The organism is Pontibacter coccineus, assembly GCF_030546575.1.
GTDB classification, from domain to species: Bacteria; Bacteroidota; Bacteroidia; order Cytophagales; family Hymenobacteraceae; genus Pontibacter; species Pontibacter coccineus.
The window spans coordinates 364,862-384,794 of sequence record NZ_JAUOTN010000003.1 but is presented as its reverse complement, the minus strand read 5'-3'; the positions used below and the strand labels follow the sequence as shown (position 1 = coordinate 384,794).

Below are 19,933 nucleotides of genomic sequence, written 5' to 3'. Positions count from 1 at the left end.
ATTAATTTTTATTCTAGCAATATTTTAGCAACAAATTTTATTTGTGTAAACTACATGATCACCTATATTAATTTTTTCTTTTATAGATACTTGTCTGGTTGAAGCATACACATACCGTTTGGGAACAAAGACCCACTTTAACCTATATAAAATTGAGCACATAGCTTTTAGTCCATATTTATTCAAGAAACTTTGCAACTCTAAATATTTTTTATAAAATGTTGCTACGCTTAAGGAATAGACTTCTGAAGTTAAAGACAATTTATATAAGTCCATAAATTCCTTATAGCTTAATGTTAAAGCTGCAATTTCAAGGTATTTGAAATGGTAAATAAGAAAAGGAAATTTGTAATAGCTTACGTTTTTATTAGCAAATATTTTTTCGAGTTTTAAATATAATTTGATACGTGATTCGATTCTTTTGAAATTAGTGTTAGTATTCGAAATGCGTACTTCATTTGATCTCCTTACATAAACATCAGCTTCTTTGGATGAGAATTTCATATATGTAGGTTTATTTAATAAAATTCTAACATGAAAATCTACATCTTGCCAACTTTCTGCATTTTCGTCAAACCTAAAACTCTTCAAAAAACTAGTTTTGAAGAATGTACTGTTTATTAACCATCCTTCTGATTCGATAAAAGCCTTTAGGTCATCTTTATGCTTAAGAGAACTCCAGTAATACAACCCTTCATAACTGTTACCATCAAAAATTAATGTTTGTTTTACAATGAAATCACAATTAGGATGCTCATTTATTAAATTTATACGGCCTTCCAAGCATTTATTACCTAATAAATCATCAGAGTCTAAAAACATGATGTAATCTCCGGTAGCCAGATCAACACCTTCATTTCTGCAAACACAAGCTCCTTTTAACTCACTTTTTCGATTCAGAACAATAAATCTAGCATCATCTCTAAGATGATCCCTTACAACAGCAAATGAATTGTCGTTAGAACCATCATCAATAATTATACATTCAAAGTTTTCATAACTTTGGTTTTGAACACTTTGAATTGTTTCAATAATTAACTTCTCTCTATTATATAAAGGAATTACTATACTTACCTTTGAATTACTATTCATCAAGTCTATACTCTAATAAATCATTAAGAATTCGTAAATCACTAACAATTCGATTCAATTAATCTTGCACTGAAATTATTGATTAACCCACTGAAAATTAAAAATCCTCTACCAGAATCCAAGGAATTTACTAAAGATGATTTGTTTAGAAAAATAATTCATCATCGTGTCTCAGTAGAGCAATATATTTTAAATATAAAATTGATAATTCTTATACTTCTTAATCTTTAAAGAAACATCACGCCAACAGTAAAAACTATCAATAGAATACTTCATTTTAAATTTCAGGAAATTGTACATTATAGTTTTAATATATAAAATATTAAATTGCCTTTTATTTAACTCACCTGTAAAGTATCTTAAAAGCATAATTTGTTTAAACTTATTAACATAATTTTTATCAGTTTTATCTATAATAGGTTTCTGAGGTCTATCATGAACAATTATAAAATCTGTTTTAATACAGATTTTATAATTGTTTTTAGTTACCCTAAAGACAAATTCATTATCCTCGCCATAATGATCAAAAGCTGGATGAAAATCACCAATCTCTTTAATTACTTCTGATTTAATTATCCAAGCTGCCGCATTAACAAAATTAGCGGAATATAGAGGCTTTAAATTACCTAAAACGGTATCACCCAACAAGTTAGGAGCATTTTCTGCCCTTACATATTTTTGGAAACCATAATCAAGGTTCCTTTCATCGCCTGCTAAGTGTATAGGGGAAATAATTCCGATTCTTTGTTCTAATTCAAACGAAGCCAATAGTTTCTTAAAAGAACCTTTATACAAATAGGCGTCTTGATTTAATAAAAAAATGTAATCGGCTCCATTTGACAAAGCTTTTCGTATACCAATGTTATTTGCTTTACCAAATCCAAGATTTATTTCAGATTGAATTAATTCTACTTCAGGATATCCTTTTTTGATAGCGTCTTGTGTACCATCGGTAGAGCCATTATCAATAACAATTGTTTTTAAAGTAATGTCTGCTGACTTCAAACTTGTGAAACATTTATCAACCCACTTTATTCCATTATACGTTACTATAATACAGTATACTAGCTTCATTTTTATTATGATAGTAAATGAGTTTTGTTATAACAACCCTGATAAAAACAAATGTAAAATAAGTGGTTAATTAATTCTAAGAGTTAGCTTTTGTTAACTCTATAAAATGTTTGAATATCTTGAAATATTCTTTTACATTTTAAACTTTTTGTATTATCAATAATTCTTTTAAGTAATAATTTATTTAGTCTCGCTTTTATATTTTTTACTGCAGGGTGTTTAAAGCCTAACGACAATATAATGAGATATTTAATTATATTATCGTTTTTAGTAGTTCTATTAATACTTGACCAAATACCACCACCATGTACTCTATATACTGCCCAATCACCAGTTAACCTCTTTATGAGGCCTTGTTTTGATAATAACAACAATAAAATATAATCCCCTATTGGAGAGTTTACAAATAAAGGGTCATTATAAATGTTAGGGATATTTCTAAACACAATTGTTGGTGTATGTATAAAATTCCCTAATGATAAATCAAAAATATCATAGGTAGTTTTGGTTTCATCTAATCTAGTCTTTGTTATATAATCATCTAAGATCTCCCCATTTCTGCTAATTTTAGTTCCATGAAAACATATAACATAGTTAGGATTACTTTCTAAAAAATCAACTTGCTTCTGCAACTTAAATGGATCAATCCAAAAATCATCACCCTCACAAAGTGCAACATATTTACCTTTTGCAACAGAAAGAGTTATCGCTGTTATTTTTTTTCCTTTAGAAAATTGGTTTTCTAACTGATAAATAGGCTTTACGATACCAGCATATTTTAATTCAAATTGCCTAACTATTTCTGTAGTTCCATCTGTAGAAGCATCGTCATGAATAATAATTTCAAAGCGAAAATTGGTTTGTTGAGAGATAAAACCATTAAGTGCATCTGCTATAAAATCCTTATGATTATATGTAATACAGCATATACTAACTAATGGCAAATCACTTTCTATTAATTGAGACTCCATAGATTAAATCCTTCGTGTCATATAAAATGATTCATTATCTATTGAAGCCTGATTTATAACGAAATTATTTTTCTCGTAAAAGCGTATAGCTCTTATATTTTGACGATTAACTTCAAGACTAATACTATAAAACTCTTTGTTTTTTGTATGTGTTATTGCAAGCTCGATCAAAAGCTGTCCAACTTTATATTTTCTATATTCTGTTAGTACACCAATAGAACTTATAAATGCCGTTTTAGCTTCAATATTATTCAAATAAATAGCAAGTAGCCCCACATCCTTTTTATTTATATTAGCAACAAATACTGTTGCTTTTGAAATTAATTTGTCACAATAATCGGATAAATTAACTTGTGAACTAATTTTAGGGATATAGGATTTGTCAATTTGTTGTAATAGTTTCAATAGCCGTTTCCTTGATTGACTATTATGTTTTAAACAAATTATATCTATGGACTTTAATCGCTCCACTGTTAGATCAAATTATATCTTTTTAAAAATTGCTTTATAGTTTCCCTATCATTGAACATCATAACATCTAAGATTGATAGGTTTGATATAAAATTATCTCCAAACTGTTGATAAATAATTTGTTCAGATTTAATGAATGACAGTGCTATTCCTTCTTTGAGAAACCTGCTTTTATTATATAACTCTATACCACCAATAGCATTAATGTAATGTTTTGCTCCTAAAGCCTTACACGTTGCTATAACCCTTTCTTCTCCCTTCAAGCCATTTTCAATATCAATTCTTGAAGAAACTATCAACTCAGAATCTAAATCAATATACTCTCTTATAACTTTTAAAGAATGAAATATAAAATTAAATAGATTTCTATCTTGGTGTTTCACACATTTTTCAATTACTGGAAAAGCATCAGAAAAATATGGTGCTTTCCTGTAAGAAGATTCTAACCTCCTCAGCAACTTCTCAGATTCTGATATGTAAACATCACCCAAACACCTATCGACAATATTTAAATAATCAGAGTCTTTCTTTAATGGTAATGAAAAAAGTTGGTCTTTCCCTCCTTGCAAATATCTATTACGTTGCACCCATCCTTTCTTTGAAAATTCAATATTGTCGTACACGACAAAAGTATCTACAGCATTCATTAACTGAAAATACCCTATGTAAGGTAGAAAATAGGGCTGCATTATTGCTACGCGCATTCTTTCTAATCTTTAGTATTGTCAACTATCTCTTTAAGTGCTAAGAAATTTTTAACAGCTGTTGATTTTACCTTAGGCATTACATGTTCTAAGTGTTGCTTATATGTCTCTCTATTTTTCCAACACATTATTACCTTGGCAATCATATCGCCAACTTGAGCAGGATCTGCGACATATTTTTCAGCCTGTGCAACTTTAGCAAAACCTAACAGCTTATGAGCCTTTGGTTCATGTCCATAATCTATAACTACTGTAGGAACGCACTGAGAAAGACCTGCTACAGCTGCATGAACTCTTCCACTAACAAGCATATCAAAATTTCCTATAATAGCCTTTGTTGTCCAAGTATCATAGATATTATTTAAAACAAAGAAATCTTGTGATATACCTCTTTTTATTAATACCTCCTCCAATTGTTTTGCCACAGGATAATCCCTACCATGAGTAAGTTTAAATGGTGCAGGAGGAACATCAAATCCATTAGAATGAGACATTAAACAAACACTGACGTTTAACTTCTCTGTAAGATACTCTACTACTTCGGCAAAAAGAATGTATTCTTCATTTTCTCGCGGCCATTTATCAAAAGGTCCTGTCAAAAAGTTCCAGCCACATAATACAAAGCCAACTATTGGTTTTTCTCTGCCGCTTAAACCTTCTTCTTTTAGTAGATTTGTAATTTCCTCGCCAGAGTTAGGTTCAAACAAAAACGCAGGACAAGCTAAGCTTTTAACTTTAGATACATTAAAGCCTTCTTCTGTTAAAAGATCTATACTAACTGCTTCACGATTCGTGACTAGATCAAAATTTTCGAATACTTCTTTTGCAAAAGCTAATGTCTCTTGATTTTTAAAAGGTCCAGGTGAGCCTGCAATCATTGCTACTGGCTTGCCTAGAAGCTGTGCGACTCTGTCCTTATAAAGCCCTACCAAAAACCTATCCTTACCAAGAAAATTGGCATTATCTCCCCATATATCTCCACTAAAATCTATTACTAAATCACTATTTAAAACTTCTTCTATAAATGGAGTACTTTTAGGAAGGTAGCCCGTTTTATTATAGGTTAGTGCAGCACCATATTCTAATAAAGCAGTATTTAAATCGCTTTCATCCCACGCATAGTACCAATTCATTGGCAAGCATTTTAACCCTTCTCTTTCACAAAAATCATCAGACATTTGGAAAGTGGTGCTTATTTCGGCACCCACAAAAGTCTTATGTAATTCACGTATGAAAGGCTCAATTATGTAGAAATTACCAATGTTACCATATTCCATTCTTCCCCAGTGAAGGGTACACTGCCCTATAAGTAAAATTTTCATATTTATATATTTAAATTCTATGCTCTATTTACTGTTCTACAAATTAGATGAACTTCTTCTTCCGTTAAATCAAAATATAAAGGTAAACATATAATCCTTTTAGAAATATCTTCGGAAACAGGCATTTCTACTTTTCCTATGTATGGTAATTTATTAAGTGTAGGATAGAAGTATCTCCTAGGAAAGATTTCATTTCTATTAAGTATCTCAATTAGAACTAATAACTTCTCTTCTGATTCTATAATGACTGGATAGTAAGAGTAATTGTAATCAGTGTTTTTTTGTAATGATGGCCTCATAAATTCCTTTGGAAGACATGCATCATAAATCCTTGAAAGCTCTTTTCTCTTCTTTATAATATTACCTACGCTTTTTAAATTAGCTAAACCCATAGCCGCATGAAACTCTGAGTTTTTACCATTAATTCCCACACAATTAAAACTTACAGGACCTGAATGACCAAAATTACGCATGTACGCAATTCGTTCTAAAACGCTACTATCTTTCGTAAAAACAGCACCTCCTTCAATAGTATGATACAATTTTGTTGCATGAAAACTGGTAGTACTTACATCTCCATATTCAAAAACTGATTTTCCTTTATATTTGGTACCGAAACAATGAGCCGCATCATAAATAACTTTTAACCCATGTTTCTCTGCGATAATTTGTATAGCATCAATATCACAAGGATTTCCAAAACAATGAGTTGCTAGAATTGCAGATGTACTAGGTGTAATTGCAGACTCAATTGCTAATGGATCAATATTTAATGTATTTTTATCTATGTCTACAAACACAGGTTTACAACCTTCCCATACTATTGAACTTGTAGTTGCTACATAACTAAAAGGTGTCGTGATAATTTCACCTTTTAAACCTAAAGCTTTTATTGCTAATTGTATAGCTATAGTGCCATTAGTTACAAAAAGCAAATGCGGTAGATTTAAATGCTCTTTTAACTTTAACTCTAATTCGTTAACTAATGGTCCATTATTTGTAAGCCATTGGCGTTTCCAAATTTGCTTTACGAATACATCATACTCCTCAATAGGAGGCAAAAACGGTTTTGTAACAGGTATCATTTTTTTAAAACAAGTTGTTTAAAATCGATAATTGCTGGAATACTAGAGATATAGCTAATGACTAAATACATAGTGAAATACACAATACCTAAAGTAGAAATCCTAAACAAGTCATGTAAGAAAATATTATTAAAAACATAATTATCAAGACTCCAAACAGTAGTTCCAGTTACTAATGCTATTATTATTTCTGGTATAAGATCTTTAAATTGATCAATTATCGGGTAATTAATTAATTTACCACTATACCAAGAGTTGATAAATAGTGAAACTGAAGAGGAAATAAGTTGAAAGTAGAGCAACCCATAAATTCCAAAAGGGATGGCACAGGCTATACCAATAGTGATAATGATTTTCTTAATTATTTCTAACTTAAGATGTAAATCACTTCTTCCTTTAACATTTAAAATATTTAAATTATAAGAATGGATCGGATACATAATACCTACAGCACACAATATTTGAAAGTAAGGAACTGCAGGCATCCACTTTTCACCTATTAAAACACGAAAAAGTGGTTCGGCTACTACAGCTAAATAAATCATTGTAGGTGCTAACCAAAAGACTACTTGTTGCATTAATCTTCTGTAAACTTCTTTCAGTTTAATATTGTCATTTTGGATTGAGGAAAATAACGGATAAGTTACTTTGTTTAACGCAGAGGATATGTTCTTAACAGGCAACATTTTAAGTGATTGTGCTCTTGTATAAAAACCTAATTGAGCTGCGGAAAAAAATTTACCTATTATTAAATTATATATGTTGCTATAAACAGTATCTAATATACCAGACAAAGTTAGCTTATAACCAAAATTGAAATGATATTTAAACTTTTCTATATCAAATATTAAGCTTGGATACCAACCACTCCGTACCCACAATTGTATTGTAGAAATAAGTGACTGAAATAAATTCATAAAAACTAAACTCCATACACCATAACCGGTATAAGCCAATGCAACACCTATACAACCACTGCAAATAATAGATGGAATTTGTATTGTCATCTGAATCTTGAAATTCATTTCCTTTGTCAATTTGGTGCGCTGTACGCTAGCAAAGGCATTAATAATGAATGATAAAGTATAGATCTGCACAATACTTTCAAGTATTGGTTGCTCATAAAATGCAGCAATATAAGGAGAACTAAAAAATAAGATAATATAAATAATGATGCTACTTACGAGATTAATAAAAAAGACCGTTGAATAATCACGTTCATCTGGTTGGGGAGTTCTTATTAAAGAAGAGGTGAGCCCGCTATCAATTAAGCTTGATCCTATTCCTATGAAGATAGAAAGCATACCTATCAAGCCGAATTCAGCAGGCATTAGCGACCTTGCAAGCAAAACCGAAACAAAGAAATTAATAAATTGCACACCAAATTGCTGACTAAACGTCCAAAATAGTGCCGATAAGGTTTTTTGTTTTAAGCTCAAAATTAAATATTATTCTTACTACCCCTTTATTGCTTTTAGCAGGTACTCGCCGTATCCGCTTTTGCGCAGCGGCTCCGCTGCGGCCTTTAGCTGCTCATCGTTGATGAAGCCCATGCGCCAGGCCACTTCTTCTATACACCCGATCTTGAGGCCCTGCCGCTCCTCGATCACCTGCACGAAGGTGGCCGCCTGCATCAGCGACTGGATCGTGCCCGTGTCGAGCCAGGCCGTGCCGCGGTTGAGCACGCCTACCTTCAGCTTTCCCCTTCGCAGGTACTCGCGGTTGACGTCCGTGATCTCGTACTCGCCCCGCGGGCTGGGCTCCAGGCCTTTGGCGATCTCTACTACCTCGTTGTCATAGAAATAGAGTCCCGGCACGGCGTAGCTACTTTTTGGTACACTCGGCTTCTCCTCAATCGAGACAGCCTTGCCCTGCTCGTCGAACTCCACCACGCCGTAGCGCTCGGGGTCCTGGACGTGGTAGGCGTAAACTACGCCCCCGTCCGGGTCGGCGTTGGCCTGCAGCAGTTTGCTCATCCCGGCCCCGTAGAAGATGTTGTCGCCCAGCACCAGGGCTACTTTATCATCCCCGATGAACTCCTCACCGAGCACGAAGGCCTGCGCCAGCCCGTTGGGCACCTCCTGCACCTTGTACTCAAAGCGGCAACCGATGCGGCTTCCGTCCCCCAAGAGGCGCTCGAACATCGGCAGATCGTGCGGCGTGGAGATGATCAGGATCTCCCGGATGCCCGCCAGCATCAAAGTGGAGAGCGGGTAGTAGATCATGGGCTTGTCGTAGACGGGCATGAGCTGCTTGCTCACGGCCAGCGTCAGGGGGTGCAGGCGCGTGCCGGAGCCCCCGGCCAGGATGATGCCTTTCATTTGTTTTCTTTTTGGTGTTTTACGTTATACTTACTGTGTCGCTTCGGCGGCAAAGGTATGCAATCTTTTGCTCTCACCCTCCCGGCCTGGGAATCTGACCACGTTTCAGCGGGCGCCCCTTATCACCGCCCTTGCCTGCGCGAAGAGGGGGCTCTCGCGGTCCTTTGCGGACACGATCAGCTCTGCCGGGTCAATCCCCCAGTCGATGCCCAGCTCCGGGTCGCTGTAGAGGAGGCTGCCCTCGCTCTCTTTGTTGTAGTAGTTGTCGCACTTGTAGAAGAACTCGGCCTCCCGGCTCAGCACCGCAAAGCCGTGGGCGAAGCCGCGCGGGATGAAAAGCTGCAGCCGGTTTTCGGCGCTGAGCACCACCGAGAAGTGCTTCCCGAAGGAGGGCGAATCCGGCCGCAGGTCCACGGCCACGTCAATCACCTCACCCCGCAGCACCCGCACCAGCTTGGCCTGCGCGTGCTCCCCGCGCTGGAAATGGAGCCCCCGCAGCACCCCGTAGGTGGAGAGGGACTGGTTGTCCTGCACAAAACGCACTTCTTTTCCCACCAGGGTGTTGAACTTCTCCTCGTTGAAGCTTTCAAAGAAGTTGCCCCGCTCGTCTGCGAAGACGGCCGGCTCCAGCAGCTGGCAGTCCCCCAGGTATGTCTCTATCACTTTCATGTCTCTTCTCTTCCCTTATCTTTCCCCGTACTGCTGGGCGTAATACTGCTGGTAGTGGCCCGAGGTGACCTCCTCCAGCCAGGTCCCGTTTTCCAGGTACCAGTCCACAGTCTTCCTTAGGCCCTGCTCGAAGGTGACCGAAGGCTCCCAGCCCAAATCCTCCATTAGCTTGGAGGAGTCGATGGCGTAGCGGGCGTCGTGGCCGGCGCGGTCTTTCACAAAGGTGATCAGCTTCCGCGACTCTCCCAGCTCGCGGCCCAGCTTCTCGTCCATCACGTCGCACAGGAGCTCGATCAGATCCAGGTTGCGCCACTCGTTCACACCCCCCACGTTGTAGGTCTCCCCCACCTTTCCGCGGTGGAAGATCGCGTCAATGGCCCTGGCGTGGTCTAACACGTAAAGCCAGTCGCGCACGTTCTCCCCCTTGCCGTAGACGGGCACGGGCCTGCCTTCCTTGATGTTGTGGATGGCGAGCGGGATGAGCTTCTCGGGGAAGTGGTTGGGCCCGTAGTTGTTGGAGCAGTTGGAGAGTTTGATGGGCAGGCCATAGGTGTGGTGCCAGGCCCGGACGAAGTGGTCCGAGGCCGCTTTCGATGCAGAGTAGGGCGAGCGCGGGTCGTAGGGGGTCTCTTCTGTGAAGAGCCCCTCTGCGCCCAGCGAGCCGTACACCTCGTCAGTGGAGACGTGGTAGAAGAGCTTGCCCGCGTAGTCGCCATTCCAGCTGCGTCGGCAGGCCTCCAAAAGGTTGACCGTGCCCATCACGTTGGTCTGCACGAAGGCCATGGGTCCTGCGATGGAGCGGTCCACGTGCGACTCGGCCGCCAGGTGCACCACCGCGTCAAAGTGGTGCTCAGCGAAGAGCCGCTCCAGAAAGGAAGCGTCCGTGATGTCGCCCTTCAAAAAGGTGTAGTTCCCCTTCTCCTCCACGTCCCGCAGGTTCTGCAGGTTGCCCGCATAGGTGAGCGTGTCGAGGTTGAAAATGTTATAGGTGGGGTAGGACTCCACAAAAAGCCGCACCACGTGCGAGCCGATGAAGCCGGCACCACCAGTGATCAGTAAATTCATATTGTTAAATTTTTCTCATGGTAGTTTGTTCAACCAACCCTAACCCCGCCTTTTTGAGGAGGGCAATTACTGAACTACAGTGCTGTTTCGCTTATACCAGTTGAAAGCTATATCTAAACCTTCCGCCACAGAAAATTGAGGATTGTAGTCTATTAGTTGGTTTGCCTTGCTGATGTCCGCCAAACTGTGACGCACATCACCTTGTCGCTCTTCCCGATACTCCGGGTTAAGTTCTATTCCTGCGGTTTCAGTTATTCTTTGCCATAGTTGGTTCAGGGTAGTACGCTCGCCATATGCAATGTTTACCACCTCATGCTTGTCTATTTTTCCAGCTAGCAGGGCTTTGATGTTTGCTTGTACCGCATTCTCAACAAAAGTAAAGTCACGGCTCGTATCCCCGTCCCCGTTAATATAAGGCTGCTTGTTCTCAATTGCTGCCTCAATAAGGAGTGGAATCACTGCTGCATATGGTCCTTTTGGATTCTGCCTCGGTCCGAACACATTAAAGTAGCGCAGACCTATTGTGTGAAAATTATAAGTCTTGGAGAAGACACTTGCATAAAGTTCGTTCACGTATTTGGTCACGGCGTACGGAGACAGCGGATTGCCAATTTGGCTCTCAATTTTAGGTAGACCCGGGTGGTCACCGTAAGTACTAGAGCTTGCAGCATAGATAAAGTTTTCTACTCTTGCATCTCTTGCCGCTACCAGCATGTTCAGAAAACCGCTTACGTTTACTTCATTACTCGTTATTGGGTCGTTAATGGAGCGGGGTACCGAGCCTAGTGCAGCTTGATGCGACACATAGTTTATACCTTCCAGCGCTCTTTTGCAGGTTTCCAGATCCCGGATATCACCTTCTATTAGTTCAAAAGCCGGCTTGCTTTTGAATTCTTCAATATTTGCTATAGAACCGGTAGAAAAGTTATCAAGTACACGCACTTTTCCTGCCCCAAACTTGAGTAGGTATTCGACGATATTAGAGCCGATGAAGCCTGCTCCGCCTGTAATGAGGAAGCTATTTTGGCTTAGATCTGTCGTGTGATATTTAGTATCGTACACTATTAATTAGTTAAAAGTTAAAAGTGATGAGTTAAGAGTTTTATTACCTTCAAACAATTAACCACCCCTAGTCCCTCCGATGAAGGGAATTTTAGACTCAGTTAGTTTACCTACAATCGGGCATCAGACAATTCCTTAGGCAATACGCCTTTCACGTCGTAGATAACGGCTTTTTCTCTACAGAGTTTGCTTAAGTTCATTGACTTAAACTCATCGTGAGATACGGCTAAGATAATGGCATCGCAATCAGTTACACCATTCAATTCTTTAACAGAATCCCAACCATACTCATGCTTCACTTCCGCTGGCTCAGCCCATGGGTCGTAGATCGTGATATTGGTATCGTAATCTTTGAGCGTGCGCAGGATGTCTACTACTTTAGTATTGCGCACGTCCGGGCAGTTCTCCTTAAATGTTATGCCGAGCACCAGGATTTTTGCCCCCTTCACAGGTATATCCTTTTTCACCATCAACTTAATCACTTCATGGGCTACATACTCTCCCATACCGTCATTTAATCGGCGACCAGCCAAAATAATCTCCGGGTGATAACCTGCTTCCTGGGCTTTTTGTGCCAGGTAATAAGGATCTACGCCGATGCAGTGCCCTCCTACTAATCCAGGTTTGAATTTGAGAAAATTCCATTTCGTTCCGGCTGCTTCCAACACCTCATCAGTATCAATACCCAGGCGATTGAAAATCTTGGCAAGTTCGTTCACGAAGGCAATGTTAATATCGCGCTGCGCATTCTCAATTACCTTTGCTGCTTCTGCTACTTTGATGGAAGCTGCCTTGTGAGTTCCGGCTGTGATCACTGTTCTATACAGTTGATCCACTTTCTCAGCAGCTTCAGGAGTAGAACCGGAAGTGATCTTTAGTATTTTAGCAACAGTATGCTCCTTATCTCCCGGGTTAATGCGCTCAGGAGAATAGCCTGCAAAAAAGTCTACATTAAACTTTAGCCCAGACATACGCTCCAGTACCGGCACACATTCTTCTTCTGTTACACCAGGGTAAACAGTAGATTCATAGATCACTGTATCTCCGCGCTTTAGTACCTTCCCTACAGTCTCACTCGCTTTGTAGAGCGGAGTAAGGTCGGGGCGGTTGTTTTTATCCACTGGGGTAGGCACAGTGACGATGTAATAATTACAGGATTCAATGTCTGTCAGGTTATTGGAGCAATACAAACCTATCTGTCCATTAGAGCTTGAAGTTAAAACTGATTTTAAATAATCATTTTCAATCTCTAAAGTGCGATCATACCCATCATTCAACTCTTGCACCCGACCCTCGTTTATATCGAATCCGACAGTAGAGAATTTCTTAGCAAATTCAACGGCTAGTGGTAAACCTACATACCCCAAACCGATTACGGCAATTTTGGCATTTTTTATAGCTGTCATCTCTGTAACTGACATTTCTTTATGTTCGTTTTTCTTTGTATGCTCTAATTTATTGGGTTCATTTAACACACCCCTGTTTTTAGGGGAGGGCTGGGGTGGGGTTTTATCCCTTCACCAACTTCCTCAACTTACTCCCCAGACCCTTCGACTCTTCTTCATAATAGTTACCATACCCATAGCCGTAACCATATGAATAACCATAACTATTGCTCTTTTTAGCATCATTGAGCACAATCATCAGATGCTTGAGCTTACGTGACTTATATAGGTCATCTACAATTTGTAGCTGTTTTTTATGCGTGTAGTTATAGCGTACTATGTATAAACTCGAATCGATATAGGGCGCTAATGCTAAGGTATCAGCCACTTGCCCAACAGGTGATGAATCTAGGATGATATAGTCAAATGCATTCTTGAGTTCTTCAATTAGCATTCCAATCTTCGGCAACAACATCAGTTCTGCAGGATTTGGTGGAATAGGCCCTGAGCCGATGATAGCTAAATCTGGCATCTCGGGTGCAAACTGAATCATATCCTCAATCTGAACGCTGTCTGAGATCAGGTAATTGGTAATGCCAATATTGTTTGGCAAGTTCACCCCTTGTGTCAACTTAGGCTTCCTTAAGTCAAAACCCAGTACAACTACTTTTTTACCAGTCATCCCCAAACTGGCAGCCAGGTTCAAGCTGAAAAAGGTTTTACCTTCTCCGCTCATGCTGGAAGTTACTAGAATCACCTTATTTTCTTTGCCTCCTGCAGCAAATTGCATATTTGCACGCAATAAACGGAAAAGCTCAGCACTGGAACTACGGCTCTCCTGGCTGATAACCAACATTTGACCAGAATCATTATGTCCGATTTCACCAAGGATGGGTGTAGATGTAGCCTTCTCAACTTCACGCACCTCCTGTATCGTATCGTTCAGCATATCGCGCAGGAATATACCTGCGAACGGTATAGCGAGTCCGGCTAACAAAGCCATTAGGTATATGTTGGTGGATTGAGGCTCAATGGGGCTTCCACTGGCCGCTGCCGGATCAAGAACACGGGAATTGGAGGGCGTAATAGCCTGTGACAAGGCGGCCTCTTCACGCTTTTGGAGTAGGTAGAGGTACAAACCCTCTTTGATACCCTGCTGTCGCTCAATTTCGGTGAGCTCGCGCTTCATGGAGGGTACTTGTCGAACCTGAGATTCAAACTGCCGGGCGCTGGCTTGTAGGTTCCGGCGCACTACCAATAAGCCTTCTCTGATATTTCGAATATTTTCCAGAATATTCAAACGCAGAATTTCCAGCTGCTCGTTTACATTACGCAGTACCGGATTGCTTTCCGTAACAGAACGTCCCAGGCGCCGACGCTGGTTTTGCAGGACGTTGAAGTTAGCAATTAGCCCTCCTAAGGTTGGGTCAGCAATATCAAGGCTGGTTGGAACCAGTTCATATTTATTTTCTTCCTGTTGGAGGTAAGATTCAACTGACTTTAATATTTCGAGCTTAACTTCATTCTCTGTGATCTGCTGGTTGTAAGCATGTGCAGTACTTTGATATATCCCTCCACTGGCAGCAGGATCTATCAATTTGTTATCCTGCATATAGCGCTCTACATCCTTCTCAACATCTGTCAGCTCCCGGGTGAGGTATACTAAACGGTCATCAATAAACTGTATGGTCTTCGAAACAGCCAGGTTCTTTTCATTGATTGTTTCACGATTATATACTTCAATCAGCTTGTTCAGAATGTCTTTCCCTTTGGCTGGTACGGGGTCTGTTAGGCTGAGTTCCATTACCGTAGCGTACTCGTTCACGCTTTTCACCCCCAGCTGTTTGCTGTAGCTGTTCGCCAGCTTACCGAGGTTATTAAAACGCACTAATACACGACGACCCCTATCATTGGTGATATCCGAATCTGCCACAATAGTAAAAGTCCCGTAATGTTTCTTTATCTGCTCACCGAACTTGTGGGTGGAGACTTTGTTCTCGCCTTCATAAATACTGAAAGTGTTGTTATCTTCTACTTCTACCACAAAGCTCTTACCAAGCCCTGCTGAGTCAAGTTGTGCAATAACCGCCTTAATTGGGCTTCGCCCACCGTATAACTCTGGTGACTTGATCCGTCCTTCGCCAAAATACGACACTTCCATTCCCAACTCCGTTAGTACGCGCTCCATCAAGCCTTTCGACTTGATGACCAGCACCTCGTTTGAGAAAGACTTGTTCGATTTCAATAGACCCATGTCGCCAAACACGCCACTATTCGCCAGGTCAGCGCCACTTTCATCTTTGATGAGAATAGTAGCCTTCACACTATAAACCGGGGTAGAATAACGCAGGTAAAGGTGTGCCGCGGTGAGAGCAATGGCTCCACCGATCACAAAGAGGTACCAATAGCGAAGGTACCGCATGACCAGTCCCTTTATATCTAAAGACTCAGAATTATCTTCCTGAAAATCGAGTTCGGACATTGTATAGAAGGAAGCGTTATATTATTTTAACAATTGGTAGAGTACCCAGGCTGAAGACACAATGCCTGCTGCAAAGCCCCAGTTACGGCGGATAAAGCTGGTACCTGTTACCTTAGCCTTATCTGGCTCAACATACACAATGTCATTCTGCTGCAAATAAAAGTAAGGCGAAGTAAGCGTTTCCTTACTATTGAGGTTTAAGCGAGCCATAGTACGTTCACCATTTTGCTCTCTGATCACCAGCACGTTTTCCATCTTGCCGTATATTGAAATGCCGCCTGCCATTGCCAGTCCTTCAAGGAGGTTCACATCCTCGTTGTCGGCTGGAACTTCTACTACTGAAGGTCCGGTCTCGCCCATCATGGTAAACCTGAAATTTTGCAACCTTACTTTTACGATTGGATCCTGCACATATTCTTTTACCCTTAACAGGATGGAGTCTCGAAGTTGTTCCGTCGTCATCCCATTGACAGGCATCGTGCCCAATATAGGAAAGTCAATAGTGCCGCGCGTATCTACTAAATAGCCTTCGTTTTGGTTACCCTGCTGCCGCATCATCTGTCCACCGCCACTGGCACCCTCCTCCATAATAATGCCTCTATTGAACAGCAGGTTCGTTTCCATGTTTGGAGTAAGCACTTCAATAGCTAATAAGTCACCCGGCTTAATGGTCAGACGCTTTATTTCTATTGACTCTGTGAGAAGGGGCTTTTGCTCCAGGTCGCTAAAATAGACGATGTTACGGGTGCGCAGTGAACTGCAGGAGGCCAGGAAGAGAAGACTCAGGAAGAGTACTAGTTTAATTTTCATATAGGGTAAATAGCATTTGCTAATGCAACAAGCTAAAGGACACAGCTAAGTCTCAGTGACGCAAACTCATTGTCGCTAGAAAGCAAAATTACGCAAAATGTTTTTGAAAACATTTAATATATGTGGTTAATTATACCTCCTCCAGTCCCCTCCTAAAAGCAGGAGGGGACTGGAGGACAAAGACTAACCCACCCCTGCCTCTCCAAGGAGGGGATATACACTGAAGATACTCCCCTCCATTGATAGGTAAGTTTATCCCTTTCAGTCTCACAACAGTAATTTCTATATTCATACATTTCGTAACTTGCAGACTTTTACCACTTCCTGAACTAGACACACCATGAAAACGATAAACCCGAAAGAAACCAAAACGGCGGAAGTGCATGCTTTATTGTTAGGAGCCATTGCGCCGCGGCCGATTGCCTTTGCCAGTACGGTGGATGAGGAGGGGAATGTGAACCTAAGCCCGTTTAGTTTCTTCAATGTGTTCAGCGCCAAACCGCCCATTGTGGTCTTCTCCCCTGCCCGCCGGGTACGTGACAATACAGGCAAGCATACCCTGGAAAATGTAGAAACAACCCGTGAGGTGGTGATCAATATCGGCAACTATGATATCGTAGAGCAGATGTCGCTGGCCAGCACGGAGTATGACAAGGGCATTAACGAGTTTATCAAATCAGGCCTGACACCCGAGCCGTCGATGATGGTACGTGCCCCACGTGTGAAGGAAGCCCCTGTGGCCATGGAATGCCGTGTGAATGAAATAATCAGCCTGGGGCCGGAAGGCGGCGCGGGTAACCTGGTGATCTGCGAGGTGCTGCTGATTCATGTGAATGAAAACATACTGAACGAGGAAGGCAAGATAGATCCTTACAAACTCGATGCTGTGGCCCGTATGGGTGGTGATTATTACCTCAGAGCTAATGGCGATTGCATCTTCGAACTACCTAAGCCCGTGCGCAACAAGGGCATTGGCATAGATCAACTACCGGAGCATATCCGCTACAGCAGTATCCTGACAGGCAACCACCTGGCTCGTCTCGGCAATACAGAGGTTATACCTACTGCTGAGGAGGTAGAGGCTTTTAAAGCTGATCCGATAGTAGCTTATACCTTAAATAAGTATAAAGGAGACCAGACGCAGTTGCGGGAGGAATTGGAGAAACTTGGCAGGAAGCTGCTGGATGACCACCAGGTGCTAAAGGCTTGGAAGGTGTTCTTGATGGTTTAATTGTTGTTGGTGCACTCCTAACCCACCCCTGCCCCTCCCAAGAGGGGATTCTGTGCACGATTGTCATCCCTCTGCCCCTTCAAAGGGCGACTTTTCTCAATGCGTACTTCAATAATGATTCTCACATATTGAGTGTCCCCCTTTGAAGGGGGCAGGGGGATGACGCACTATATATAGCAGGTATATACTCGTACACGATTCAGAAAGGTCGCGACCTGTCCCTACAGACCTTCTAACTCTTTCACTTCAATATCTTCCAACACAACTTCTGATACCTTCTCCATTTTACCAGCTTCGAAGGCCTGGTCATAGGCTTCCAGGGGAATAGTCTCGTTTTTTAAGGTATAGTTGTTATAATCCTGGAAGAGGATGCCGCCGATGGTACGGGGGTTGAAGGCTTCGCGGAAACGGGTGCCGCCGTCGTTTTCCTGAAATGAGTAGGCCAGGTAGTTCATAGTGTGGCGCTGCTGATGGAACCAGTAGACGTAGACATCCTTGTAACCTTCGCCACCGCCTTCCTGCGCAAAGGTCACCCGCACTTTGTGGTAGGGCTCACCTTTGATAGTAGCCTCTCCCAGGTATTCCTTGCGCACGGCCTCGTCGTTCAGCGCATAAGGCAGGAGCGCAAAGTATATTACTGAGTTAACGGAAGCAGTATAAGCTTTCTGTTTTTCTTCTGGCAATTCTACCTCCACGTCGTTGACGGTGCGGGTAAAGCCACTGTTGCGCCATACGTCCCGCACCTGCTGCCCCGTAGAGTCCGTAAGAGTTCTACTATACACAAAAGCCCCACCATCGCGCAAAGCCCTATACTGCCGGTCCCTAAACTGAAAGCTGACTGCACTCTTCAGGAAACGTTCACCGCCATGTGCTTCTATGGCCTGGTCCACGATCTGCTGCGCATCTGGCTGCTTCTCTGTTTGGCAGGAGGTGATGGTGATCAGCAAAAGAAATAGTAAGGTATAGAGTGCTTTGTGCGGCATGGCATATTGAGATTAATTTGTAAGGGCAAGTTAATCATTTTTCAAATCCAATCTCATTGTTGGGATAGGTCGCGACCTTCCCGAATCGTGCACGAGTAATCTGTATCGATCCTAACACTCGCAGAAAGTATTTTTTTATCATTCCGAACGCCAGTGAGAAATCTGAACTGTTGTACAGGCTTTGAAATGATCCGGATCCCTCCTACTGTCGAGATGATAAACAGGAACCTGCTCCTCCTAAAAACAAAAAGCCCCTCCTGTTATTAGGAGAGGGCTTTTGTGAAGTCTACCTACGAGAGGCAATTATTTTTTAGCTGTAATATCCAGGCTTACGGTGAAGTTATCGTCGATTACTTTGTCGCCCAGGTCATCGAAGAAGCTCTTAGAGCCGTAGCGCACATCATACTTGGCACGGTCAACGATCACATCAGCTTTCGCAGTGGCTGTGCCATTCTCTACAGTAACTGTTGCTGGGAAGCTTACCGGGTTGGTTTTGCCTTTGATCGTCAGGTCGCCTTCTACGTTATAATTTGGCTGACCGGCAGCAGCGTCAGCAATCGGGTTGATGCTATTTATCTTGAAATTAGCTGTTGGGTGCTGCTCTACGCCAAAGAAATCGTCTGACTTCAGGTGACCTACTAAGTCAGCATTGTACTTGGCATCTGTTAAGTCAGTGTTGGTGATGGAGGCCATATCGATGGTAAACTCGCCACCTACTAACTGGCCATCAGTTACTACCAGTTCGCCACCTTGCAGGCCGATGTTACCAGAATGCTCGCCACCTACTTTTTTACCATTCCAGGTCAGTTCGCTGGCAGCCGTATCTACGGCATAAGCTTCACCCTCTGCAGCAGCAGTGGCTTCAGTTGTTACGGCAGTTGTGTTCTCAGTTGCAGTGTTGCTGTCGGTGCAGGCAGTGAAGAAAAGCGCTGCGGCCATAGAAGCAAGGATTGCTGTCTTTTTCATGTAATTCTAATTTAGATAATAATAGTTTTCTGAACTTGAGTTGCAAATCTAATGTATATACATTAATTGTACAAACATAGTTCAGAAAAAATTGTTGAATTATTGAAAAATGAAAAGAGCCTGTAGGGACAGGCCGCGACCTGTCCGAATCGTACACGGGTAAATTACCTGAATCTTGTCGAGTACTTCTACCCACAAGATTCACAGGATTAAAGGGTTAATAAGGCTCTTGAGGCTCAA

At 41.4% G+C, this 19,933-nt stretch carries 18 protein-coding genes; 1 reads left to right on the top strand and 17 read right to left on the bottom strand.

The window, feature by feature from the left end; genetic code table 11:
* Positions 1–24: 24 nt before the first annotated feature.
* The 15 genes from Q4E40_RS08895 to Q4E40_RS08825 form a co-directional block, all read right to left on the bottom strand.
* Positions 25–1,092 carry a glycosyltransferase family 2 protein gene (locus Q4E40_RS08895; protein ID WP_303411518.1) on the bottom strand — a complete coding sequence of 356 codons (1,068 nt, stop codon included), beginning with the start codon at positions 1,090–1,092 and terminating at the stop codon, positions 25–27.
* A 189-nt stretch (positions 1,093–1,281) separates the two neighbouring features.
* Positions 1,282–2,166 (bottom strand): glycosyltransferase, encoded by an 885-nt coding sequence (locus Q4E40_RS08890; protein ID WP_303411517.1) that lies wholly within the window; start codon positions 2,164–2,166, stop codon positions 1,282–1,284.
* An 83-nt stretch (positions 2,167–2,249) separates the two neighbouring features.
* Positions 2,250–3,137: a glycosyltransferase family 2 protein gene (locus Q4E40_RS08885; protein ID WP_303411515.1), complete on the bottom strand. Its 888-nt coding sequence runs from the start codon at positions 3,135–3,137 to the stop codon at positions 2,250–2,252.
* A gap of 3 nt (positions 3,138–3,140) precedes the next feature.
* Entirely contained in the window at positions 3,141–3,542 is a 402-nt protein-coding gene (locus Q4E40_RS08880; protein WP_303411513.1) for a GNAT family N-acetyltransferase, read from the bottom strand.
* A 68-nt stretch (positions 3,543–3,610) separates the two neighbouring features.
* Entirely contained in the window at positions 3,611–4,312 is a 702-nt protein-coding gene (locus tag Q4E40_RS08875) for a WbqC family protein (protein WP_303411511.1), read from the bottom strand.
* A 5-nt stretch (positions 4,313–4,317) separates the two neighbouring features.
* Positions 4,318–5,634 (bottom strand): polysaccharide pyruvyl transferase family protein, encoded by a 1,317-nt coding sequence (locus tag Q4E40_RS08870; RefSeq protein ID WP_303411510.1) that lies wholly within the window; start codon positions 5,632–5,634, stop codon positions 4,318–4,320.
* Between the two features lie 17 nt (positions 5,635–5,651).
* A complete protein-coding gene (locus Q4E40_RS08865; protein ID WP_303411509.1) occupies positions 5,652–6,719 on the bottom strand; it encodes a DegT/DnrJ/EryC1/StrS family aminotransferase in 1,068 nt (355 codons plus the stop codon).
* A complete protein-coding gene (locus tag Q4E40_RS08860; protein WP_303411506.1) occupies positions 6,716–8,158 on the bottom strand; it encodes a lipopolysaccharide biosynthesis protein in 1,443 nt (480 codons plus the stop codon). Before Q4E40_RS08860 ends, Q4E40_RS08865 begins: the two co-directional genes overlap by 4 nt.
* Positions 8,159–8,176: 18 nt before the next feature.
* On the bottom strand, positions 8,177–9,040 hold the full coding sequence (rfbA, locus tag Q4E40_RS08855) for a glucose-1-phosphate thymidylyltransferase RfbA (protein WP_303411504.1): 864 nt from the start codon (positions 9,038–9,040) through the stop codon (positions 8,177–8,179).
* Positions 9,041–9,145: 105 nt separating this feature from the next.
* Positions 9,146–9,709 (bottom strand): dTDP-4-dehydrorhamnose 3,5-epimerase, encoded by a 564-nt coding sequence (rfbC, locus tag Q4E40_RS08850; RefSeq protein ID WP_303411502.1) that lies wholly within the window; start codon positions 9,707–9,709, stop codon positions 9,146–9,148.
* Between the two features lie 15 nt (positions 9,710–9,724).
* Positions 9,725–10,774: a dTDP-glucose 4,6-dehydratase gene (gene rfbB / locus Q4E40_RS08845; RefSeq protein WP_303411501.1), complete on the bottom strand. Its 1,050-nt coding sequence runs from the start codon at positions 10,772–10,774 to the stop codon at positions 9,725–9,727.
* A gap of 66 nt (positions 10,775–10,840) precedes the next feature.
* Positions 10,841–11,836, bottom strand: a complete 996-nt coding sequence (locus Q4E40_RS08840) for an SDR family oxidoreductase (RefSeq protein ID WP_303411499.1) — start codon at positions 11,834–11,836, stop codon at positions 10,841–10,843.
* A gap of 110 nt (positions 11,837–11,946) precedes the next feature.
* Complete coding sequence (locus Q4E40_RS08835; protein ID WP_303411497.1) at positions 11,947–13,257, bottom strand: nucleotide sugar dehydrogenase; 1,311 nt, start codon at positions 13,255–13,257, stop codon at positions 11,947–11,949.
* Positions 13,258–13,345: 88 nt separating this feature from the next.
* Complete coding sequence (locus Q4E40_RS08830; RefSeq protein WP_303411496.1) at positions 13,346–15,703, bottom strand: GumC family protein; 2,358 nt, start codon at positions 15,701–15,703, stop codon at positions 13,346–13,348.
* 21 nt (positions 15,704–15,724) lie between these two features.
* Positions 15,725–16,513: a polysaccharide biosynthesis/export family protein gene (locus Q4E40_RS08825; protein WP_303411495.1), complete on the bottom strand. Its 789-nt coding sequence runs from the start codon at positions 16,511–16,513 to the stop codon at positions 15,725–15,727.
* 340 nt (positions 16,514–16,853) lie between these two features.
* Between Q4E40_RS08825 and Q4E40_RS08820 the strand changes: the two genes are divergently transcribed.
* The gene (locus tag Q4E40_RS08820; RefSeq protein ID WP_303411493.1) at positions 16,854–17,744 is read left to right on the top strand and encodes a flavin reductase family protein; all 891 of its coding nucleotides are present in this window, start codon (positions 16,854–16,856) and stop codon (positions 17,742–17,744) included.
* A 221-nt stretch (positions 17,745–17,965) separates the two neighbouring features.
* Here the strand turns inward: Q4E40_RS08820 and Q4E40_RS08815 are convergent, their stop codons facing one another.
* The gene (locus Q4E40_RS08815) at positions 17,966–18,727 is read right to left on the bottom strand and encodes a DUF6503 family protein (protein ID WP_303411492.1); all 762 of its coding nucleotides are present in this window, start codon (positions 18,725–18,727) and stop codon (positions 17,966–17,968) included.
* 303 nt (positions 18,728–19,030) lie between these two features.
* Positions 19,031–19,693: a YceI family protein gene (locus Q4E40_RS08810; protein ID WP_303411491.1), complete on the bottom strand. Its 663-nt coding sequence runs from the start codon at positions 19,691–19,693 to the stop codon at positions 19,031–19,033.
* Positions 19,694–19,933: the final 240 nt, after the last annotated feature.